The 21,627-nt window shown below is 51.2% G+C and carries 21 protein-coding genes and 1 tRNA gene; 8 read left to right on the top strand and 14 right to left on the bottom strand.

Features of this window, described 5'->3' with window-relative positions; translation table 11 throughout:
* Window positions 1-6 precede the first annotated feature (6 nt).
* The 14 genes from flgL to MT343_RS13760 all read right to left on the bottom strand — a co-directional run bounded on the left by flgL (window position 7) and on the right by MT343_RS13760 (window position 17,171).
* A complete protein-coding gene (gene flgL, locus MT343_RS13695) occupies window positions 7-1,245 on the bottom strand; it encodes a flagellar hook-associated protein FlgL (RefSeq protein ID WP_145465826.1) in 1,239 nt (412 codons plus the stop codon).
* 21 nt (window positions 1,246-1,266) lie between these two features.
* The gene (flgK, locus tag MT343_RS13700) at window positions 1,267-4,248 is read right to left on the bottom strand and encodes a flagellar hook-associated protein FlgK (RefSeq protein WP_145465827.1); all 2,982 of its coding nucleotides are present in this window, start codon (window positions 4,246-4,248) and stop codon (window positions 1,267-1,269) included.
* A complete protein-coding gene (flgJ, locus tag MT343_RS13705) occupies window positions 4,241-5,323 on the bottom strand; it encodes a flagellar assembly peptidoglycan hydrolase FlgJ (RefSeq protein WP_145465828.1) in 1,083 nt (360 codons plus the stop codon). The genes flgK and flgJ overlap by 8 nt, the downstream gene beginning before the upstream one ends.
* Window positions 5,324-5,612: 289 nt before the next feature.
* Window positions 5,613-5,912 (bottom strand): hypothetical protein, encoded by a 300-nt coding sequence (locus MT343_RS13710; protein ID WP_145465829.1) that lies wholly within the window; start codon window positions 5,910-5,912, stop codon window positions 5,613-5,615.
* A 422-nt stretch (window positions 5,913-6,334) separates the two neighbouring features.
* Window positions 6,335-7,432 (bottom strand): flagellar basal body P-ring protein FlgI, encoded by a 1,098-nt coding sequence (locus MT343_RS13715; protein ID WP_145465830.1) that lies wholly within the window; start codon window positions 7,430-7,432, stop codon window positions 6,335-6,337.
* Between the two features lie 20 nt (window positions 7,433-7,452).
* Window positions 7,453-8,151 (bottom strand): flagellar basal body L-ring protein FlgH, encoded by a 699-nt coding sequence (gene flgH, locus MT343_RS13720; RefSeq protein ID WP_145465831.1) that lies wholly within the window; start codon window positions 8,149-8,151, stop codon window positions 7,453-7,455.
* Window positions 8,152-8,161: 10 nt separating this feature from the next.
* Window positions 8,162-8,947, bottom strand: coding sequence for a flagellar basal-body rod protein FlgG (gene flgG, locus MT343_RS13725; protein ID WP_145465832.1), 786 nt, complete (start codon window positions 8,945-8,947; stop codon window positions 8,162-8,164).
* 13 nt (window positions 8,948-8,960) lie between these two features.
* Window positions 8,961-9,707, bottom strand: a complete 747-nt coding sequence (flgF, locus tag MT343_RS13730) for a flagellar basal-body rod protein FlgF (RefSeq protein WP_145465833.1) — start codon at window positions 9,705-9,707, stop codon at window positions 8,961-8,963.
* Between the two features lie 204 nt (window positions 9,708-9,911).
* Window positions 9,912-13,547 carry a flagellar hook-basal body complex protein gene (locus MT343_RS13735; RefSeq protein ID WP_145465834.1) on the bottom strand — a complete coding sequence of 1,212 codons (3,636 nt, stop codon included), beginning with the start codon at window positions 13,545-13,547 and terminating at the stop codon, window positions 9,912-9,914.
* A 27-nt stretch (window positions 13,548-13,574) separates the two neighbouring features.
* Window positions 13,575-14,366, bottom strand: coding sequence for a flagellar hook assembly protein FlgD (locus MT343_RS13740; protein ID WP_145465835.1), 792 nt, complete (start codon window positions 14,364-14,366; stop codon window positions 13,575-13,577).
* A gap of 10 nt (window positions 14,367-14,376) precedes the next feature.
* Complete coding sequence (gene flgC, locus MT343_RS13745; protein WP_145465836.1) at window positions 14,377-14,823, bottom strand: flagellar basal body rod protein FlgC; 447 nt, start codon at window positions 14,821-14,823, stop codon at window positions 14,377-14,379.
* Window positions 14,824-14,825: 2 nt separating this feature from the next.
* A complete protein-coding gene (gene flgB, locus MT343_RS13750) occupies window positions 14,826-15,224 on the bottom strand; it encodes a flagellar basal body rod protein FlgB (RefSeq protein ID WP_145465838.1) in 399 nt (132 codons plus the stop codon).
* 166 nt (window positions 15,225-15,390) lie between these two features.
* Window positions 15,391-16,227: a CheR family methyltransferase gene (locus MT343_RS13755; RefSeq protein WP_274704275.1), complete on the bottom strand. Its 837-nt coding sequence runs from the start codon at window positions 16,225-16,227 to the stop codon at window positions 15,391-15,393.
* A 17-nt stretch (window positions 16,228-16,244) separates the two neighbouring features.
* Window positions 16,245-17,171 (bottom strand): chemotaxis protein CheV, encoded by a 927-nt coding sequence (locus tag MT343_RS13760; protein ID WP_145465840.1) that lies wholly within the window; start codon window positions 17,169-17,171, stop codon window positions 16,245-16,247.
* Window positions 17,172-17,268: 97 nt separating this feature from the next.
* Between MT343_RS13760 and flgA the strand changes: the two genes are divergently transcribed.
* From flgA to MT343_RS13795, 8 genes are all read left to right on the top strand, one after another.
* The gene (gene flgA, locus MT343_RS13765; RefSeq protein WP_145465842.1) at window positions 17,269-17,979 is read left to right on the top strand and encodes a flagellar basal body P-ring formation chaperone FlgA; all 711 of its coding nucleotides are present in this window, start codon (window positions 17,269-17,271) and stop codon (window positions 17,977-17,979) included.
* A gap of 63 nt (window positions 17,980-18,042) precedes the next feature.
* Window positions 18,043-18,369, top strand: a complete 327-nt coding sequence (gene flgM, locus MT343_RS13770; protein WP_225693468.1) for a flagellar biosynthesis anti-sigma factor FlgM — start codon at window positions 18,043-18,045, stop codon at window positions 18,367-18,369.
* 14 nt (window positions 18,370-18,383) lie between these two features.
* Entirely contained in the window at window positions 18,384-18,854 is a 471-nt protein-coding gene (gene flgN, locus MT343_RS13775) for a flagellar export chaperone FlgN (RefSeq protein WP_145465844.1), read from the top strand.
* A 22-nt stretch (window positions 18,855-18,876) separates the two neighbouring features.
* A complete protein-coding gene (locus tag MT343_RS13780; protein WP_145465846.1) occupies window positions 18,877-19,617 on the top strand; it encodes a flagellar brake protein in 741 nt (246 codons plus the stop codon).
* Between the two features lie 46 nt (window positions 19,618-19,663).
* A tRNA-Arg gene (locus MT343_RS13785) sits at window positions 19,664-19,739 on the top strand.
* A 289-nt stretch (window positions 19,740-20,028) separates the two neighbouring features.
* Entirely contained in the window at window positions 20,029-20,277 is a 249-nt protein-coding gene (locus tag MT343_RS19635) for a tyrosine-type recombinase/integrase (protein WP_368666030.1), read from the top strand.
* Window positions 20,226-21,098, top strand: coding sequence for a hypothetical protein (locus tag MT343_RS13790; RefSeq protein WP_145465848.1), 873 nt, complete (start codon window positions 20,226-20,228; stop codon window positions 21,096-21,098). The genes MT343_RS19635 and MT343_RS13790 overlap by 52 nt, the downstream gene beginning before the upstream one ends.
* Before the next feature lie 182 nt (window positions 21,099-21,280).
* The gene (locus tag MT343_RS13795; RefSeq protein WP_145466738.1) at window positions 21,281-21,484 is read left to right on the top strand and encodes a helix-turn-helix transcriptional regulator; all 204 of its coding nucleotides are present in this window, start codon (window positions 21,281-21,283) and stop codon (window positions 21,482-21,484) included.
* Window positions 21,485-21,627 lie beyond the last annotated feature (143 nt).

The raw sequence follows: 21,627 nt of genomic DNA on the forward strand, positions 1-21,627 counted from the left end.
AAGCTACTACAGCTGATTGAACAATGACAACCTTGAGATGGTGGTATAGCTTTGCTGCGCCGCTTCCAACAGAAAGCTCTGCAGTGACAGGCGGCTTACCGCCTCAGCAAAATCAACATCCGACAGTTTTGACAGTACTTCTTTGTTAACCAGACCAACATCCGCCGACAGGTTGCGGGTGTTATCCACAACATTCAGCCGGGCGCCGACCTGACTGCGGATTTCTGACACCGATGACTGGGCAAATGCCAGGTTGGTCAGTGTATCTTCAATCAGAATATCCAGTGTTTCCGAATCCACCACATTATCTTCCAGCGTATTCAGACCAGCGGTCAGACGGAAGATAGTGTCAGTGATACTCTGTTTGGGCGTCGAATTAGCCAGCACTTCATCACCCGGTTCCGGGTCACCATTCAGGGTAATGGTGAGACCGGCAACCACCACATCGGTACCCGGGCTGTATGCCTGATTACTCATACCTTCAACAACCCGGTTATCAGAAGCGCGGCGCACGGTGTAATTGGGACCCGCTGGTGTAATAGCAGACTCCGGATTAAAAGTGATGATCAGGTCATCAGGATAAAACTCTGCATATTTTTCTTCATCAATCACAAATCCGGGACTGATGCGCATGGTGCCCTTATTGAGCGGATTCAGCTCAGCAGTAAAGGTATTTTTAGCTGCTTCCACATCGACAAAAAGACTTTTACCGTTATCCCCGGTTGCAACATTGGTAGAAGCGCCAATGGTCAGAAAGCGTTGTCCTTCATCACCTTTGTAGTCATAGCGTCCACTGTCGTTTTTAACAAAAGGCGCATTGCCGCCTTTAAAACCAGCAAACACATATTCACCATTGGCATCACGGGTATTGAATAAATCGACCAGACCTTCCTGAATCTGATAAACCTCAGCGGCAATCGCCTGACGGTCAGTCAGGGTCAGAGAGCCGCCACCGGCTTTAACCGTGAGTTCTTTCAGGCGGGTCAGGTTATCGGTAATAGACCCAAGGGTTGCATCCTCAAGTTTCAGGCGGTTATCGGCCGCTGTCATGTTGCGGTCATACTGATCCCGCAATGCCTGGTCCTGCTGTAGTTGAAGAATTTTTGTAGCAGCAATAGGGTCGTCGGCCGGCGTCAGTACGCGCCGGCCACTGGAAACCTGCTGCTGGGTTTTATTAACCGAAGACTGGTTATCCAGAATGCCATTAAGACCGGTATTAAAACTCTGCAATGTTGCTATACGCATCAGTAATCTCCTGCCAAAGCCTTAACGGAAGGTCGAAATCAAGGTATCAAAAATACTGCGTGCAACCTGAATTACCTGAGCACTGGCGTTATAGGCCAGTTCATATTTAATCAGGGCTGCCGCTTCTTCATCGAGGTTGACGCCAGACAGGCTGGTTACTGCTCCCTCAGAATTCCGCAACAATACCTCGCTGGAATCACGGTTAATCTGAGCGCGGCTGGTTACAGAGCCAATTTCTTCGACCAACCGGGAGTAAGATTCCGAATAACTGGTATTTCCGGCCACCGTGTCTTCATTCTGCAGTGCTGCCAGAGCCACACCATTACGGCTGTCTGAAGTACCATCAGTATTAAATCCAACGGTGAATTCGTCACCTCTTTGTGCCAGGCCACTGATTTCAACATCAAAACCAAAGTGTACTGGTTCGCCCACCGGATTCTCGGCGAACAAATTATTACCCGGTGGTTCGATATCCAGACTGTAACCGGGATCGGCAATCACTTTGATCTGTCCGCCCATGGATATTTTGGATGAGCCATGCACACCGGTGGCATTCATCGGCAGACGCGGCTGAAAACTGATGGTGCCACGCTCATCAATATCCACATCCAGATTGCCGGAAAAAGTAAAACCAGAATTTTCCAGCTGGGTACGGATAGCATCGACAACCTCAGCTCCCGTTGCATAGGTATCATTCAGCTCGATATTAAAGGTGCCCTGTCCCGGTACATCAAATTCGTAGGTGTAAGGGCCACCCTCACTGAAGTCATAGCCATCGTACTCAGTCAGTGGCGTAAATGGCGCTTCGCCGGTTTCACGCAGAATAATGTCCTGACCATTACTGACGTTGAACCCGTCGCCATTGTCACCGGATATTTCCAGATTAATATCGTCACCATTCAGTGCGGTGATCACGACTCTGCTGCCATCACTGCGCGCAACGATCCCCAAATCCTGCAGATCACGATTGCTGTTAATACGGTCGGCAATAAAATCCGGCGTTACCGGGTCGGGTACTTCTTCCGGGTAATTGGCATCGTATTTCGTCTGATTCGGGCCAAGGGTATCGGTCAGAACAATTCCGTTCAGGCTGAATGTCATAGGCTGAAAAGGATTCGCATCGCTGCTGAAATCACTCAGCTCAACCGTTGTCCGTGCCAGAGCTTCAATCCCTTCACGCTTGCTCAATTGCTCTGCAATTTCTTTTGCCGAGGCATTTGCCTTGGTAATTAATGTTGGCTGTGTAGTCACCTTGCCACTGACCGGGTCGGTATGGCTGATGACAATGCGTTCCGGGAAAAAGCCATTCTTCGGTGTCACATTAGTGGCCGGTGGTGGCGCCTGATAGGTTGTATTAACCGGCAGATAACCACCAAAGCTGGTAAAGGCTGTTTTGCCTTCATCAGCTGGCAGAATCGAATTACTGATACCCGGCACGTAAGTCTGATTCATCAGCGGCGGAAACAGCGGAATAGGCTTCCCCGGATCGGTGTTATCCAGCACATCGTAAGTGGTTGGCGAAGTGAAGCGGATCAACAGCGGTGGTGTCAGTTCACCTTCACGGGAAAAATAAGGCGTATTAATGTCATAAACACCACCCTGAGATATCGCTGCATTTCCCTGATTACCAATAGCGGAATCGGTCACAATCGGAGAAGCAACGGCAACCTGCTCGGGACGGGTGATATTAACCTGAACCTTAGTCGACTCATTACGCGTCGGCATGATGCGGAAGTCATCGCCCGCCTGAAAACTACCGGCTTCAAAGCGGATTTCAAATCCATCGACCTCTACGGAATCCGGAAAACTGCCGGTCAATGCTCCGCTGCTGACGATTTTATCGTCATCCAGGCGTTTAATACGGTAGGTGTAATCATCCGGACCGGGAAATTCCACCTGATACTCACTGGTGGTTAACGCTCCGGCATCTTTAATATGAACACTCAACAAGCGGTCATTCGGGCGGGCATTCTGACTGTCACCCAGAACACGTGTGTAGGTTTTTTCCGGTGCGTTAATATCGGCAAAAAAGTTCTCGCCCATTTTACCGTCGTAATCGATGCCCAGCTTGTGTTGTTCGTTAAAGGTCTGATTTATGACCAGCGCCAGACGTCCCAACCCACTGAGTACCGGATCCAGAACTTCATTACGGAACTCCAGTGTTCCCCCCAGCTGACCACCAACAATTTCGTCGGTGACATTCTGAATCACATCGCCTTTACGGAAGTACAGATCGGAGCGGGATGGATCAGAGCCGCCGGCATCGGCAAATACTTCGTTGTAGTCATTACCAATAACCAATGCCTGGCCATTGCCGATAAAAACGTTCCAGACCGAATCGTCTTGTTCTACAACATTTACTTTTACCAGTTCGGAAAGGTCTTTAACTAATTTATCACGGGCATCCAGTAAATCGCTGGGTTCGATACCATTGGCCGATGCGGTGGCAAACTGAATCTGCTCATTCAGCTCAGCGATGCCTTCTGCAATGGTGGTAATCTGCCCGGCCATGACATCCATCTGGCCATTAATAATATCGTTCTGTGCGTACAGGCGGTCACTGATCGAGGTAAAACGATCAACCAGACCATTACTCTCTGAAATTAATACTGCCCGTGCCGGCAATGAAGCCGGATCATCCACCACGGCCTGCAGGGATGAAAACATACGCTCCAGACCCGGCTGCACACCAGTGCCGGAATCGGCCAGTAAACTGTCAATCTGTTCTGCGTTTAAAGCCAGCGTATCGAAGCCATTAAAGGTTGAGGTATCACGCCAGAGTTGCTCAGTCAGAAACTGATCATAAACACGATTAACGGTATCGACATTAACGCCTGAACCTACCCAGACACCGCCTTTATTCTGCGGACTGACTGCACTCTGGCCAATCACCTGACGGCTGTAACCCTCTGTGCCGGCATTGGTAATATTGTGGCCGGTAATGGTTAATGCCGTCTGGCTTGCGCGCAGGCCGGAAATACCAATTTCAAGAATACTAGCCATCGTTGCGATCTCCGGTCAGCGGCGCTGACGAACGCAGTTGTTCCAGTGCAGAATTCAGGGTTGTACTTTGTGAAATACGCTGAATTTTTGCTCCATATTGTGGATCGGTGGCATAGCCGGCCTGCTGCAGGGCATAGCCATAATGTCCGGCGCCCAGATTCTGACCAATGGCCTGCTGATAACGCTCGGCGCCCTGCAGGAAGTCGGCATAGTCGCGCACACCTTCTTCCATCGACGAGTAAGAGCGGAACGGTGCCCGTTCCTTTACTGCCAGACCGTCGCGGTATTCGTGGGTAACCACGTCGACCCGCTCACCCTGCCAGCGGCTGTCGGCTTTAATACCAAAAAAATTAAAACTGTTACGACCCTGATCATCGCTGATCATATATTTTCCCCAGCCCGTTTCGAGCGCAGCCTGGGCAACGATGGCTTTTGGTTCGACCCCCAACTCAGCGCCGACTTTTTCTGCCAGCGGATAAAGAGCGGCAACGAACTCTGCCGGAGTGGCAAACTGTTGCCCTTTATTACCGCTGCCGCTGGCTGCTACAAGCGGTGTTGTATCCGCAGCAACAGAATGTTCACTGGCTGTGACCGCTGCCTGAGGCCGAGGACGAAGCTGATGCAGTTCAGCATCAACGGCATCCATCGTCGCATTGAGGGCAGTAACATGAGAGGGAGAAACCATCGGTAACGGTGAACGTGTGCGACGGTCAAATAATTTGCCCTGATCCAGCTCTTTGGCTTCGTTATTGTTGTCACCGTAGCTGGACATCAGCTGGCGATAGATAACCTGAGAAAGCCCCATGCCCTGCTGGCCGGAGAGCGACAGCGCCATCTGATCGTCATACATTTTGCGGTAGAAATCGGTTTCCGGAGAATTGAACATCGAGTCTTCTTCGAACACCTTGTTGGCGTCACGCATGGACGACATCATCATGTTCAGAAACATCGATTCAAACTGCTTGGCAACTTCCATCAGCGCGGCGTTTTTATCGTCTTTTCCCAACGAACGAATACCCTGCAGGGCATTCAGGTCGGTATAAATCTGGGCGCTCTGTGGTTGTGTCTGGATCATAGCAATCTCCTTTGTTAGGGAAACTGCAAGATGTTTGCCAATTGACTGATTAAGCGAGTGTAAAGAGAGAAGAAAAAATCCGGACAAAAGCCCGGATTTTGAGTTTGAATAACATCAGCATCTGAGCCATTTCTGCCAGTAAAGTCTGATGGGCTGAACAGGCATTGCCTCAGTGTGACAATTGTTCGTATTCAGAAGGTTTTTTCTTTTTCTCGTTCCCAGGCTCTGCGTGGGAATGCGACGGTGTCAGCAAAGACTACCACACAGCGTGGGAACGAGATGTACGCTTTCAATGCGGCAACTGTTCGTATTGGGAAAGCTTTTTCTTGCCGCTCTGACGGCTGGCAATGCTTTTCTGCTCCTGCTGCAGATCGGCCAGCAACTGCTGCTCTTCCTGCAGCAAACCTTCCAGAAACTCCTGCTGCTCATTGGTCATATCAATCAGCTCACTGATCTGGGCAAACCACTGCTGCAGTAATTCGTTGCGCCGCTGAATCCGCTCATCGACACCCTCACGAACCCCCTGACGAATCAGCGAGCGGAGTTCCAGGGACAGGTTTTTTACCTGCTCAAACAATTCAGCACTCATATTCGTGTTCTCTTATGTTTATTAGGGCCTGTTAACACTAATTAAACAGGTCTGTTATCGGCCAAAAATTCCTCAGACAAGGCGCTGAGAGTGTGGGATGTTCAGCACATCCCTGTGCTTCACCCCTTCTGGGTTGGCACGCCAATCTGTTCCAGACAGATTGGTAACGGGTTAAGCAAACGAACAGCAACGCAGGATGAGGGATTTTTAGCCATAACCCTTCGGGCTGAGGCCAGTTTTCCCCATTAACGTCGTCGTTCGTCATTCATTTAGCACACTACCCATCTGCCCGGAGCAGATGGGCGCGAAGCCCGAAGGGTCAGGAACATGGATGTTCCTGACAATATCACTCCTCTCTCCTTGTTCTGAGAAAAACTGGCTCTCAGCAGGCCCGATTCACTTAGTGTTAACAGGCCCTAGTATCAGATAACAATCAATTCAGCCTTTAACGCACCGGCCTGCTTCATTGCTTCAAGAATAGCCATTAAATCACCGGGCGCAGCCCCTACTTCATTAACGGCTTTAACAATACTGTCGAGGGATACACCAGGACCAAATTTAAACATGCGGTTATCGCCGCCGTTATCGATATTAATATTGGTCTGCGGTACGACGACGGTTTCGCCATCAGCAAGGGCATTGGGCTGGGAAACCTGAAAATCTTCGGTAATGGTTACCACCAGGCTGCCGTGGGTAACCGCCACCGGCTCAATCATTACATTCTGACCGATCACAATAGTACCGGTGCGGGAGTTGATAATAACCTTGGCCCGTTCTTTACCGGTTTCAATTTCCAGATTTTCAATGATGGATAAATAACTGACACGTTGACTGGTATCACGCGGTGCACTGACGCGGATCGACGTTGCGTCCAGCGCTTCAGCGGTTCCTGGTCCGAGTAAGGTATTGATGCGCTCAACCATCGCACGGGCCGTGGTAAAGTCCGGCTGGTCGAGGTTAAAAATCAGGCTGTCACCACGGGAAAAATTGCTGGGTACGGTTTGCTCCACAGAAGCACCGTTAGGAATACGGCCGACACTGGGTACATTCACGGTAATTTTTGAACCATCATTACCTTCAGCGCCAAAACCACCAACCACCAGATTACCCTGGGCAACCGCGTAAATATTTCCGTCGGCACCTTTGAGCGGCGTAAACATCAATGCGCCACCACGCAGGCTTTTGGCATTACCTAATGAGGCAACGGTGACATCCACCCGTTGTCCGGGCTTGGCAAAGGCCGGTAATTCTGCAGTAACCGATACCGCCGCCACATTTTTTAATTTCGGATCAACACCGGCCGGCAGGGTAATGCCGAATTCGGCCATCATGTTGCGGAAAGTCTGAGTGGTGAACGGTGCTTTATCACCGGTACCATCCAACCCCACCACCAGACCATACCCCACCAGCTGGTTGGTACGCACACCGGAAATACTGGTGATGTCTTTAATCCGTTCAGCCTGTACGGCCGGTGCCAGAAAAACCGACACCACAAACAGACAACTCAGAAAACGTAACATGGTTTTTCTCCTCGGCCGGCTTACAGTGGCCACCAGGGCGAATTAAGAATACGGTCAAACCAACCCTGCTTGGTGGCATTATTAAGATTACCGCGACCACCGAAGGAAATACGGGCATCGGCCACTTTACTTGATGAAACGGTATTGTCCGGCGTTATATCCTGCGGGCGGATCAGGCCACTGATGCGGATATATTCTTCCCCTTCACTCAGGGTCAGCCATTTTTCACCGCGGATGCGTAAAATACCGTTAGGCATAATTTCCGCGACCGATACCGATATCTGGCCACTCAGACTGTTAGAGCGATCAGCTTCGCCCTTGCCGTTAAATTTACGGTCAGCCGAGGTATCGGAATCCAGACCCAGATTTTTCCAGCCTGGCACCGTCCCCATCACACTGTTAGGCACAATACTGTTGCTGGAGGTTTTATCCGACTTGGTTTGCGCCGATTTTGATGACTGATACTGCTCATCAAAAATCACCGTAATAATATCGCCGACACGACGTGCCTGCTGATCGGTGTACAAACCAAAACTGTAGCGCGCCTGAAATAAAGAACCATTGGCCATTGGTGGTGGCTGCAGGCTTTCGGCGGATACCGGCGCGTAATCCGGATCATCCGGATAAACCTCAGGCTCCAAAGGTACTGAAGTACAGGCCTGCAATGTTATAAGCATCAGCGCGGCCAGAGATAAACGGGATGAAAACAGCGTATTCATAACAACCTCCTTACACGTTCTGCGTCAGGAACTGCAGCATCTGATCGGCGGCGGATACAACCTTCGAATTCATTTCGTAGGAACGTTGCACGGTAATCATTTTTACCAGCTCTTCCACCACTTCAACGTTAGAGTTTTCCAGTGCTCCCTGCTCCACCGTACCAAAGCCTTCTTCATTCGGTACGCCTACCTGCGGCGCACCACTGGCGGCGGTTTCATAGAACACGTTACCACCCACTGCCTGCAGACCGGCCGGGTTAATAAAGTCGACGGTTTCAATCTGGCCCAGCTCCTGCGGCGTCGGATCACCAAACAGGGTGGCCTGCACAATCCCGTCTTTACTGACGGTGAGTTTATTGGTCTGCTCAGGAATGGTTATCTGCGGCTCCAGCGGATAGCCGTTAACGTTCACCACCACCCCTTCATTATTGATATGAAAGGTACCGTCACGGGTATAACCGATGGTGCCGTCCGGCATTGTGATCTGAAAAAAACCACGGCCGTTAATGGCCATATCCAGTGGCTGATCGGTCAGCTGCAGAGAACCTGTGGTGAAAATCTTTTGCGTACCCGCAGTACGTACACCGGTACCCAGCTGCAGACCCGACGGCAAACGGCTGTCAGCCGAGGAGTTGGCACCGGGCTGGCGCTGGATCTGGTACAGCAGGTCTTCGAATACCGCGCGGTCCTTTTTAAAGCCGGTGGTTGATACGTTGGCCAGGTTGTTAGAAACCGTGGTTAACGCCAGATCCTGTGCTTCCAGTCCGGTTTTACTTACCCAAAGTGCATTTAACATAGGTCAGCTCCTGTTACTGGTTGGCCAGAATTTGTGTGGTTGCGGCGGTATTTTCATCCACCCGTTTCATCAGCTTTACCTGCATTTCGTACTGGCGGTTAAGGGCAATCAAACTGGTCAGCTCGCTCACGGCATTGACGTTACTGCCTTCAACAAAACCGTTAACCAGTGTGATATTGGGGTCGGCAACCGCTGGCGGTGTGGCCGGATCACGGAAACGGAACAGGCCGTCTTCGCCTTTTTCCAGCGCCTGCAGATCCGGGCGCACCAGCTTAAGCTGCACCGGTTCGGCGACCGCCGCCGGGTTTTCCCCCAAAGGCTGGATCGTCACGATACCGGCGCGGCTGACTTCAATACTCTGAAACTCTGGCAGCACCACAGGCCCGCCATCGCCAATCAACTGCAGACCACTGCCATTCACCAGACGACCATCAGCATCGACGCTCAGATCGCCGGCACGGGTGTAAGCTTCCTGGCCGTCGGGTCCCTGCACCGCAAACCAGCCATCGCCTTCAATGGTCACGTCCATACGGTTGCCGGTTTCCATCAGAGGGCCCTGACGAAAATCACTGGCCGGGCGTTCAGTCATGGCATAAGCACGGGTTGGAAAATGATCGCCAAATACGCCCATCGCCCGGCTCTGGGTGTAATCGGAGCGGAAGCCTGTGGTACTGGCATTGGCCAGATTGTTGGCGTGTGCGGCCTGCCCCAGCGTATTTTGCTTGGCACCTGACATGGCAATGTATAAAGCGCGGTCCATAGTTCTGCCTCTGTTCTTGCGGGTAAGACGGAAAATCCACCTTACCGAATGAGTTACAGGAAACATTGCAGAGGACGTGCCAAAACCATAAAAGTCATTATTTTCAATAACTTATGATTTTTTGACGGTATCAGACGGGAAAAAGCGCGGAAAAAACGGCAGCCTCTTCCGCCAGAGGGGAAGAGGCTTGCCGCCAGGCAGTCATCAGATATTCAGAATGGTCTGAGTGACCTGATCGGTAGTTTCAATGGTTTTGGCACTGGCCTGGAAGTTACGCTGGGCAATGATCAGCCCGACCAGCTCTTCCGATAAATCCACGTTAGAGTCTTCCAGTGCCGATGAGCGCACCTGACCAAAGGAAGCCGTGCGTGGAGAGCCAACCGTCGGATCACCCGATTCAAAAGACTCGGCCCAGGATGTGTCGCCCAGCGGGGTCAGACCTTCCGGGTTGCGGAAGTTGGCCAGAGCCACCTGCCCCAGCGTCTGTGCCTGACCGTTGGTAAAGCGGGCGAAGATAATCCCTTCCTGATCCACTTCCAGTCCGGTCAGACGGCCGGTGGTGTAACCATTCTGGCTCACTTCGTTAACCGCAAAAGCACTGCCGAACTGAGTAGAGCCACTCAGGTCAATCTGGAAGTTGGAGTTGCTTGGCGGATCGGACAGAGGCAGACCACCTTCCAGCACGTTCACCGAACTCAGGGCACCGGTCGGATTACCATCGGCATCCTTAGGGTCCCAGTTGGTAATGTAGATATCACCTGTCGATACCGGATCAAAGCTGCCGTCCTGATTAAAGAACAGTTCAAAACGTGCCGGCGTTGGCTCCAGATTCTGCGGGAATGGCAGAGTCGGATCAGGATCCCCCACATCGAAGCCATCCACCTGAACATACATTGCCCACAGGTTGGCCTCGTTCGGACGGCTCGGATCAACCGGTTCCTTAACGAAATACTGTGTCATGACATGGGTATTACCCAGACTGTCATAGATATTCATCGAGGTGGCGTGGTTGTAGGTGTCCTGATCTTTCGGATCAAAAGCATTCAGGGTGTAAGGGGTAAACTCATCCGGTGTCAGCGCACCGAAAATACCGGATACCACCGGATCAGGCTGACTCAGGGTGTAGTTCTCGTTCAGGATAAAGGTCACCACACCACCCACCGCCGCAGACAGGTCAGCACTGGTACTGCCGCCCAGTACCACCGGACCGGTGTTATCGGCGCCCTGCACCACCAGCGAATCGGAAGTGACCGGACTGGAAATACTGAGCTTGATATCGCGGCCAATTTCGTTGGTGATGACCAGATCACCGGCAGCGGTAATTTCGGCGTTGAAACCCGGCAATGTCGTGCCGCGGTAGGAGTTAATTTCGTCGGCAATATCTTCCAGCGAGGTAGAGGTTAATACCTGACCATTCAGCGTCAGCTTCATATCATTGCCAGGGCTGTTATAACCCGACAGCGGAATATTCATGGTGGTCAGTGCCGATGCCGTGACCCCCGGCTGCTTGTTGAACAGCGCAACAATGGCATTGGCCTCACTGCGTTCAGGAATAACGATTTCAGTTTCTTCACCGTCCGGATCAGTCAGTACGACCGTCTGGCGCGGATATTCATTATTCACACCCTCAATACCGGTGGTCAGCAGCGTACCGTCAGACGGGTTAGCCTGCAGCAGACCATAGAGATCGGCAGCGGTAATATCCGGGCCTGAGGCACTGATATTACTGATCGAAATAATCGACGCTTCACCGGCTTCAGTGGCACGCAGTTCCAGCTGATACTGTGGCGGCACCACATTCGGTTCGATTTCGACTGCGGCCGCCTGCACACCGATGTAACCATCGGCATCCTGGCTGTTCAGCTGGCGGTTAATACTGGCCGCCAGTTGCTGCACCGAACGATATTCTTCATCCAGCGTAATCAGCACAGAGCCACTGCGGTTTTCGTTATCCGGAGCCGGTACTGTCAGGTTAATACGGAAGCTGTTGGATTTATCCACCTCGTCTTCACCGGTAACCACAAACAGACTGTCAAAGCCCAGTGCTGCAACCGCCTGCGGTTCAGCTACGGTTGGTGTCACCGAGATACCTTCACCGGAGCCCACATTGGTGTTGGTAAACACCAGCTGACCGCCCACCGCATCCACGGTGACCTTACCGGCGATACCCGCAGCACCGATATACACATCAATCTGTTGCTGAATGGCCACTGCCAGATCGTCCAGCGAGGCATAATTCGCCGGCGGAATGGTAATGTTGAACGGACCGCCACCATTACCGGTTGTGCTGGTGACTTCCAATTGGAAAACGTTATTGGCCTGAACCGGTTCAACGCCATTGTCGAAGCGGTTACCTGTCAGGAAGCCAATGCTGTCCAGACTCAGACCCACAGAAGACACCGAGTTATTGGCAATCTGCAGATAGTCACCCTGTGTTGCCGGAGCCTGAACCTGAAACTCAATACGGCCGGCATTATTAACAGCCAATACTTCTTCGTTACCTGCCCCCGCAGTCGCAGTGATCTGCGTATTAATCTGCGCCACGGCATCAGCAATACTTAAAGTGGCATAACCCGAACCCGGAGCCGCGCCCTGCCAGGCTGCCTGACTCAGGTTAATCGGATAGGTAGCACCGGTTTCGGTAGCGATGGTAAAGGCCAGTACGTTACCGCTACCGGCACTGATATCCAGCGCGCCATAGAGGTTACTGGCGGTCAGCTGGGCAAATTGCCCGGGATCAGAAGCCACGATATTCAACGATGGTGTGGCGGTAGTACGGGTCGTCGTAGATGTGCCGGGAATGCTGCGGAAGTCAGCGGTCAATGCACCGGAACCTACAAAGAGCAGTGAGCCCTGAGTACCTGCGGTCACGGCACCGGCCGCACCAAAGGCCGCCATAGTGGCGGAGTTGGTAAAGGCAAAGCTGGAACCATCCGTTGCGCTGTAGCCAGCACGCTGGAACACCAGATTGCCGGTGCCATCAGTTGTCGCTGTCAGCTGCTGGGAACCCAGCACGGTATCAATCGACTGCTGAATCAGAGTCAGGGCTTCTGCCTGAGTAGAACCGGCCGGAATCGCCTGCAGCGTTATGGTCTGCACGCCGTTGCCGTCACCAAGGTCAACATCAAAGGTTTCACCACCGGCGGTACCGGCAGTGGCCACGTTGGCGACGGTATTACCACCACCCAGCGCACCATCAAAAGCCACCGCTGCCGGCGTGCCGCCGGTCGTTGGCTGACCGGCAGAATCCAGAATACTGCGGGTCGACTCGGCAATACCGGAATCTGCAGCACCGATTGCCAGACCATTGGATACCAGCTGCAGACCCTGCTCCTGCAATACCTTTTCACTGGCATTCAGGTTCAGAATGGCCGATGCCAGATTGGTCAGTCGCGGTGGCTGATTGGCAACCTGAATACGGATGTCGCCCAGTACACCATTAACCACACCATTCTCATTGGCAGCGTAGCCCTGTAAACGGGAGCCGTTATTGGCCACCACATAGCCATTTTTATCGAGAGAAAAAATCCCGGCACGGGTGTAAGACACACTGCCGCGATCTTCCAGAACAAAGAAGCCGTTACCGTCAATGGCCATATCCAACGCACTTTCAGTGCCGCTGATATTACCCTGGCTGAACTGCTGACGGACGTTATCCACCATAACCCCACTGCCAACCGGTTTAACACCGGTACCCAGCAATGTGGTGGTGTACACGTCGGAAAATTCCGCCCGTGATTGCTTAAAGCCGGTGGTGCTGGCGTTGGCAATGTTATTACCTGTTACCTCAAGGTCGGTCGAGGCAGCCCGAATACCACTTAAACCAATATTAAAAGCCATAATCTAGTCTCCGTTGCCCGTTCCGAACTACTCATCCAGAATCTGTTTAATCTGATCCAGCGAGGCACTGCGACCGCCCGCCAGATTCAGAGTGACCGTTCCACTGCCGCTCATGGTGACGCTGTCAACCCGTGAGCTCATCTGCATTCCTAACTCTTCTGATTTGCCACCCATAGTGCCAGTGACTTTGAACACGTACTCACCAGCCGGATAAGGCACAGGAATCTTGTTACCTTCAGCATCGAGGACCAGCTCACCGTCTTCGTCTTTGTAATATTCCTGACGGTTAAGCTTATTCACATCGATGTCGATAATTTCACCATCGACCATCATATTCAGACCGTCCCAGCGAACGGACATCGAGCCGGCGGTACGGTTACCCAGTGGAATCTGTTCCAGCAGAACGCCATTTTCGTCTTCGATGCTCAGCTGCAGATTGCTGGCACTTTCCGGCACCTCGGTGTAGCCACTGACCACCCCGCCACTGAGCAGCAGACCGGTTTCATTGCCTTCCACAATGACCGACTGGCCGACAAGGCTGGATGCCTGTAACGCCGAAGCCGAGTTAAAGCGCGACATCATGCTTTCGCTGGTGGTATTGAGTTTGTCGATCCCTTCTACCGTGGAAAACTGTGCCAGCTGTGCCACAAAGGCCTGGTTATCGGTCGGTTCCAGCGGGTTCTGATTGTTCAGCTGAGCAACCATCAGCTCCAGAAACGCATCACGTCCCAGTTCGTTATCTTTTGGCTCCGCACTGTTGCTGGGCTTGCGGTACTGATCCAGCGCAGCAGTGTTATTACCGACTTCATTAATTGCCATAACCTGCTCCTTACTGTCCCAGAGTCAACGTACGTTGCAGCATCTGTTTTGCGGTCTTCAGCACCTCTACATTCATCTGATAGCTGCGCGATGAAGACATCATATCGGTCATTTCTTCAACAATGTTCACGTTCGGGTAGTACACATAACCATCTTCATTTGCCATTGGGTGATCCGGCTGAAAACGCTGCTGCAGCGGCGCATCCTTCTCCACAATTCCCATCACCTGAACACCGGCTCCGGTGCCATCTTCAATGCTTTGAAACTCGTTATTAGCATTCACTTCCATAAAAGTTTTATGCATCACCGCAAACCAGGGCTTACGTGCACGGTAGGTTTCATCGACCGAGCTGGATGCACTTTCTGCGTTGGCGATATTACTGGCGGTCGTGTTAATCCGGATCGACTGAGCATTCATGCCGGAACCGGCGATATCAAATACGTTGGATAACGACATAATTATTCTCCCCGGATCGCACCTTTCATGCCTTTGAACTTGCCACTGAGAAATTCAAAGCTGGCGTTGTAATTCATGCTGTTACGGCCATACAGCGCCTGCTCCATCTGCGAGTCGACAGTGTTGCCATCAATGGAGGGCTGAATCGGATTGCGGTACAGCAATTCATCATCGCGCTGGCTGTGACCACCGAGATGACCGGAGTGAGTGCGCTCCAGCGCTACGCTGTTACGGGAGTTAATCTCTCCCGCCAGTACGGCCTGAAAATTGATGTCACGTGCTTTAAACCCCGGAGTGTCGGAGTTAGCCAGATTATTCGCCAGAATTTCTGCCCGCGCCGCGCGCAGCTGCAGTGCAGAAGGATGAACGCCGAGAGCGTTGGTGAAATTGATAGAGGCCATAATCTGATTCTCTTACGTGACTATGACTGGAAGATAGCAACCCCTGTGCCAAAAAAAATAATCCTTATTTTTCAATAGGTTGAAAATAAAAAGCCGCCCTTTAAGGCGGCAATGGAGCGGCAATTCAACGGCAACGGCAAACCTTTACCGACCGGCGGCAAACAGGTTATACACCTCCGATCTTCTTCGCCCGGTACACAATCCCCGGATGGCATTGCACCATTTCGAAATAATCGCTCAGGTTATTCATTGCCTCTGAAGCTCCCAGCATCAGGTAACCACCAGGATTCAGGCTGCCATGCATGCGTCTCAGAATGTCGTGCTTCAGATCGGCAGAAAAATAGATCAGTACGTTACGGCAGAAAATAATGTCGAATTTTCCCAGCAGAGAGAAACTCTGCTGCAGATTCTGGGCACGGAAATCCACCCGGCTGCGCACCTGGCTGTTGATACGCCAGCGATCTGAATCCACCTCATCGAAATACACTTTAAGATGCTGATCGTTCATACCACGGCGGATAGCCAATTGTTGATACACCCCCTCTTTAGCTGCAGCCAGAGAACTGGGGGAAATATCCGTTGCGGTAATACGCTCGCCGGTCATCAGCTGACCCGGATTCTTTTTTCTGAACTCTTCAATCTCAATACTGAGAGAATAAGGTTCCTGGCCGGTAGAACAGGCTGCCGACCAGATTTTCAGCGGACGCCGGTGTTGTGCCAGTTCTGGCAACAGCTTCTCACGAAAAATACGGTAAGGGTGTTCGTCACGGAACCACAGGGTTTCGTTGGTGGTCATCGCATCAATAACACTTTCCTGCAGGCTGCGGTTGCGCTCCATAGCAACCAGCAGGTCTGAAATACTGGCAACCGATTCCCGTTCCATCATGCGCCGCAAACGACTGGTAACCAGATATTCTTTGCCTTCGCCCAGCATAATACCGCTGCTTTTTTCCAACATCTGACGGAAGCGGTTATATTCATCCACTGACATGTCTTTGGTCATAATTTCATCCACATAGCCTAACCGGCTGCATTCACTTGTCGTACTACCCGTTCAGCCAGAATGTCCGGATCAAACTTGGCAATAAAATCGTTGGCTCCCACTTTTTCCACCATCGCCTTGTTAAAGACACCACTGAGAGAAGAGTGCAGCACAATGAAGAATCCTGCCATACGGCTGTCACCACGCACACGCGTGGTCAGGGTATAGCCGTCCATCTCCGGCATTTCGATGTCAGAAATCATCATCATGTAATGATCACTGATGTTTTCTCCGGCCTCGGCAATGGCATACAGATGCTCCCAGGCTTCACGCCCGTCATTCAGTGCAACGACTTCTACACCGACATTTTCCAGACAACGGCTTACCTGTTTACGGGCAATTTTAGAGTCATCAACAATCAGCACTTTTTTGGCTTTCGCCTTGGCATGAACATCCTCGCTGACCACCCCTTCACTGATCTGTTCATTAACCGGCGAAACTTCCGCCAGAATTTTTTCCACATCAATGATTTCGACCAACTGCTTATCCACTTCAGTAACCGCCGTCAGATAATGCTCACGACCGGTTCCCTTTGGTGGCGGATGAATATCTCCCCAGTTCATATTGATGATGCGTTCCACACCAGCCACCAGAAAGCCCTGAGTTTTCAGGTTGTATTCGGTAATGATGACGAAAGCATTTTTCAGATCCTGCAACGGCGTATTCCCCGTTGCCATGCTCATATCCATGATCGGAATCGTGCCCGAACGGATATGCGCCACACCACGGACCACCGGGTTACTGCCCGGCAGAATTGTCAGTTTCGGGCATTGCAGCACTTCTTTAACCTTAAAGACGTTGATGCCATAAACCTGCCGTCCATTGACGCGAAACAGCAGCAGCTCAAGCCGGTTTTCACCAACCAGCTGCGTGCGCTGATTCACTGTGTCTAACACACCTGCCATAACAAGCTCCCAAAAAATCGATCCGGCATGACCTTTGCTGTACCTGCTGAACCCACAGATTTAACGCCAGATAAATGACATTCAGTATTACGTGTTTATGAGCATAGTAGAGAACCAGCGCCGTTGTCGGATATTTGCTGCAATTTTCCTTGCTGCAATTCCGCTGCTGTACGCACCGGCGATCCAGGCTTCCGGTTGGCAACAGGATGTTGAACAACGCCTGCTTATTCGCTGGCAGGAAATCAGTGGTCATGAATCTGACAGTGCACTTTCCTTCCCGGGGCTGCCGGCAGACTACCAACTTCCCGATTGCGAGGGAGGCTTCGATCTGGCTCTGGTCAAACCTCTGCAGGCCGGGCGCAACGGACTTGAACTCAGCTGTAATACGCCCTACTGGAAGCAGCACCTGGCCGTACAACTGCACATTTACAAAGCGGTTGCCGTACTACGGAAACCCGTCAGCGCCGGCCAGCCCCTGACCGCAGATGATATTTCCATGGTGCGCCATGACACCGGAGAACTGACCAAAGGCTATTACCTCCATCCGGAAGATGTTCAGGAGCAGATCAGCCGCCGCAGCCTGCGCGCCGGCACCGTACTCAGTCCGGACATGCTCGATCCTCCCGTCATCATAAACCGTGGCGAGAGGGTCAAAATCCGCGTCAACCGCCCGGGTATCCGCATTGAAATGAACGGTACCGCGCTGGAAAATGGCCGGCAGGACGAACGAATCCGGGTGCGTAATGAGCAGTCACAGAAAATCGTTTATGGCCGGGTGGCCGGACGGGGCTTAGTACAGGTCGAATAAAATTTCAAAAAATTGCTAAAGTTCCAACTATGGCCGCCGATAACACCTATGCAGGAGTGTAAAATGCCTAACTGGCTCGGAGATTTGTCTATGAATATCAATAAGTTAACCGGTGGTGTAGATAACAGTTCACGCACCCGTAACGAACCGGTAAATAAAGACCCGGCACCAACCGCCAAAGCGCAGGAAAGCGCAGTCTTTACCGATCAGGTCAAGCTGAGCGCCAGCAGCAAAAGCATTCAGCAGGTTGAAGCGGAAATCCGTGAAATGCCTGACGTCGATGACGCAACCGTAGAACGCATTCGCGGAGCCATCGAAAAAGGCGAATACAAGATCGACTATGAAAAGCTGGCAGGAAAAATGCTTGATTTTGAGGATCGTCTCAACTGAAGCAGTGAACTCCCATGAGCACAGACATCGCGCAATTCGCAGCTTTCCTGCAAACCGAGCTGGAATTAACCACGGGAATCCACGCGATTCTTAAACAGGAACGGGATGCTCTGGCCAACAACGACCTGCAAGGCCTGCAAACACTCCAGCAGGAAAAAACACTCTGCCTCCGCCAGTTACAGGATCACGCCGAACAACGCCTTCTATGGATGAAAGCATCGGGCCTGCCACAATCTGCGCAATGCCTTCAGCATCCGGATATTGCCGCTGCGGCAAACATCCGCCTCCTATGGTCCAACCTTGAAAACCAGTACAAACAAAACCAGAAGCTATCGGTTCAGCTCTCCGATATCGTCCTTCACGCCCGTCATCGCACCCTGCAAAAACTTAAAATCTTGCGTGGTCAGCAGAATGATCCACACTTATATAACGATAAAGGGAAAGCAAGCAGCCTGAAGCAGGGACAAGGGTACATTCAGGTCTGATCATGTCTGGGAACCAAGGGCAATGTCTGAGGAAAAAAATCAAGAATACCTGCTCGATGAACCGGAAGATATTTACGGAGCATTGCGCAAAATCGTCCTGATGGGCACACCGGTTAAAGTACGGATTGACGGCAGCGACGAAGAGTTCACCTCCGCCATTCCACAAACAGACTTTAAAAGCCGCAGCTTTTTCATGGACAAAGTCATTCCGCAACATGGCAATGATCTTATCCGGGCGGGAAAACGCTTTCATATAGAATGCGACAGCCAGGGGGTGCGTATTGAATTCCGCATGACCGGCCGGCTGAAGTACCAGCCCCAGAAAGAACAATACCGTGCGGAGTTTCCTGAACAGGTTCTGTATCTGCAGCGCCGTACTGCCTATCGCGTCGCCGTTCCACCTGCGCACAACATTTTGCTGAAAATTAAAATGAACGATGGTGAAGGCGATTTGCTCGGTCGTCTGCTTGATCTGTCATCAAGCGGCTTCAAAGCTCACTTCAGCGCTAATGTTAAAAAACGCCTGGAAGAGCAGCGTGATTTTCCTATCGCGCGGGTAAGATTTAACAAAGAAAACACCATGGACTGCAGCCTGGAAGCCCGCCATATCATCAATGATGACGAAGGCAATACTATCTGCGGCTTTGCCTTCACCATGATATCGGCCATGGCACAGCGCTACCTCGACCGCCTGATCACCGAATTTCAGTGGGAAGAGCGCCACCATAAAGACCTCGAAGAAGAATCTCTGGGCGACGTTTAACAACAAAGGCTGACAGCACCGCTGTCAGCCGTTAAAATGCCCGCCTCTCCCTATAGTTCAACCGGATAGAACGGATGCCTCCTAAGCGTCAGATTCAGGTTCAAGTCCTGATGGGGAGGCCACAACCTGTTTTTGTATAACCTTTAAACATCCCCGCCTCGCCGCAACCCCACATAAAATCTAAGATCCACAGCCATTAACGTCCATAGCGACATTAGACAACCATTACTCTCTGGGAAGGGCTGCTATGAGGAAGGCAATCCCCGAAATCAGCTTTATAAATCGCTTGAAAATGAAAACCATCACCTGATCCCCCTCAACGATCAGCCCATTGACGTTCTTAAGTAACTTCGCACACTGACCTGCCATACCCGCTCTATTGTCAGAAGCCCCAACACTATCGACAAACCGCTGTCAGAAAACGCTTTTCTGGTGCTGATCAAGCGGATAGGCTTTCAGGAATACACCACCGCCCAAAGACTACGCGCAACAGTTTCTACTGTCCTGAATGAACATGGATTCAGGCCGGAAGTGATTGAAAAGCAGCTAGCCCATGAAGAACGCAATCAGGTACGCAAAGCCTACAACCGGGTGGATTATCTGGAAGAATGCAGGGAAATGTTGCAGTGGCGGGCGAATCAATTGGAGTCACAGGAATGACGGGGAAGGATGCTCAGAGCCATGATGAGTGGCTAGAAGAAAATTTTAGGCTCGCTAAAACTCAAACTTCCGAATGGGCCAAAAAAGAGAACGCGGAACTCAAATATCAGTCCCCTGATGGGAGTATAGAAATATATCAATTTGGAAAATCCAAAAGTCGAAGACTCCAGACATTCTATTACCGCAGTGCTATTGATACACACTGGCAAGGCATTGAACCCGAAAGTATTGAAAAAGAGGCCATCAAAGCAATTAATTTTGCATCTCGCAGACTGCTTGACGACTACAACATTTCCCCAGCTTCACATAAAGGATATTGTAATACCCTGTTTCGTTATCTTACTTCTACAGCCAAAGGTTTTCCTAGATATAAGAGCGATGACCCTCCAGCGCTTTTGGCAGAAATAATCATGTATGCTGAACAAATCCTTGATAAAAGTAATAGCGAAGAATTCAGGTTGTGGAGAGCCTTCTTGCTGGGCCAAAGAACAATGCTTCATGACTTCTATCGTCGCTCCAGCGAAGATAATCAGAAAAAGGCTCGACAACCAAGAAATCCCCTTATCACTGCAATCCTAGACAAACTTGCAAGAAAAGAAGATGCCAAAGCGGAAGAGTCATGGGAGGAATTCAAAAATCAGCTTCGTAACGATATCGAAGTAGATTTTGAGGATAAAACAACGAACCTACACAACAAGGAAACATGGGAAGTTGAATATAAGTATTCAGTCGACGGTATCAAGGAGACCAAATCTCACACGATGAAATACAGTACCTTCAAAGAAAAATTATCAAAAGCACGGAAGAAGTTTAAACGTTAGTGTACCCGCGGCTACGCTAACACCTGACGTTCACTGGGACTGTTCCTTTCAAAGACGCCCCAGGAGGCCTAGCATTGAACAGCACTAACCAGCAACCCTACACTACCGCCGCCAAATCGGTTCACCGTCCATCGGCGGGCCCCCAGACAAGAGAATTAACGCAATCTAATACACTCTGCTTAATGCGGCGCTGGCCTAAAGTCCACCACCTCACCGGCCTTTGCCGTTCTCATATTCACTCAATGGCCGCCACAGAGCTTTTCCCGAATCCTGTAAAGCACGGAGCGCGGGCCAGCGCTTGGCTGGAATCTGAGATCAGCTCATGGATAGCTGACCGTATTCAGGAAAGCCGATCCATCAATGTTAAACAGGAGAGCGAAGCATGATTCTCCCAGCATCGCTCAGTTCTGAAGAAACTTGCGTGTTATCTCAGAAGCGCTGCCAAAGTCAGTGCAACTACAACGCTGAAAAACAATGTTTAACCAATGTTAAACCTATTGCATGTCCAGCACTGGCTATATGGCTGTTA

The sequence above is a fragment of the Venatorbacter sp. C2-1 genome, assembly GCF_022832715.1.
GTDB classification, from domain to species: domain Bacteria; phylum Pseudomonadota; class Gammaproteobacteria; order Pseudomonadales; family Oceanobacteraceae; genus Venatoribacter; species Venatoribacter alkanivorans.

Coding starts and splice junctions, on each gene's coding strand:
- flgL (WP_145465826.1), bottom strand. CDS start 1,245: ATGCGTATAGCAACATTGCAGAGTTTTAATACCGGTCTTAATGGCATT.
- flgK (WP_145465827.1), bottom strand. CDS start 4,248: ATGGCTAGTATTCTTGAAATTGGTATTTCCGGCCTGCGCGCAAGCCAG.
- flgJ (WP_145465828.1), bottom strand. CDS start 5,323: ATGATCCAGACACAACCACAGAGCGCCCAGATTTATACCGACCTGAAT.
- MT343_RS13710 (WP_145465829.1), bottom strand. CDS start 5,912: ATGAGTGCTGAATTGTTTGAGCAGGTAAAAAACCTGTCCCTGGAACTC.
- MT343_RS13715 (WP_145465830.1), bottom strand. CDS start 7,432: ATGTTACGTTTTCTGAGTTGTCTGTTTGTGGTGTCGGTTTTTCTGGCA.
- flgH (WP_145465831.1), bottom strand. CDS start 8,151: ATGAATACGCTGTTTTCATCCCGTTTATCTCTGGCCGCGCTGATGCTT.
- flgG (WP_145465832.1), bottom strand. CDS start 8,947: ATGTTAAATGCACTTTGGGTAAGTAAAACCGGACTGGAAGCACAGGAT.
- flgF (WP_145465833.1), bottom strand. CDS start 9,707: ATGGACCGCGCTTTATACATTGCCATGTCAGGTGCCAAGCAAAATACG.
- MT343_RS13735 (WP_145465834.1), bottom strand. CDS start 13,547: ATGGCTTTTAATATTGGTTTAAGTGGTATTCGGGCTGCCTCGACCGAC.
- MT343_RS13740 (WP_145465835.1), bottom strand. CDS start 14,366: ATGGCAATTAATGAAGTCGGTAATAACACTGCTGCGCTGGATCAGTAC.
- flgC (WP_145465836.1), bottom strand. CDS start 14,823: ATGTCGTTATCCAACGTATTTGATATCGCCGGTTCCGGCATGAATGCT.
- flgB (WP_145465838.1), bottom strand. CDS start 15,224: ATGGCCTCTATCAATTTCACCAACGCTCTCGGCGTTCATCCTTCTGCA.
- MT343_RS13755 (WP_274704275.1), bottom strand. CDS start 16,227: ATGACCAAAGACATGTCAGTGGATGAATATAACCGCTTCCGTCAGATG.
- MT343_RS13760 (WP_145465840.1), bottom strand. CDS start 17,171: ATGGCAGGTGTGTTAGACACAGTGAATCAGCGCACGCAGCTGGTTGGT.
- flgA (WP_145465842.1), top strand. CDS start 17,269: ATGAGCATAGTAGAGAACCAGCGCCGTTGTCGGATATTTGCTGCAATT.
- flgM (WP_225693468.1), top strand. CDS start 18,043: ATGCCTAACTGGCTCGGAGATTTGTCTATGAATATCAATAAGTTAACC.
- flgN (WP_145465844.1), top strand. CDS start 18,384: ATGAGCACAGACATCGCGCAATTCGCAGCTTTCCTGCAAACCGAGCTG.
- MT343_RS13780 (WP_145465846.1), top strand. CDS start 18,877: ATGTCTGAGGAAAAAAATCAAGAATACCTGCTCGATGAACCGGAAGAT.
- MT343_RS13790 (WP_145465848.1), top strand. CDS start 20,226: ATGCAGGGAAATGTTGCAGTGGCGGGCGAATCAATTGGAGTCACAGGA.
- MT343_RS13795 (WP_145466738.1), top strand. CDS start 21,281: ATGCGGCGCTGGCCTAAAGTCCACCACCTCACCGGCCTTTGCCGTTCT.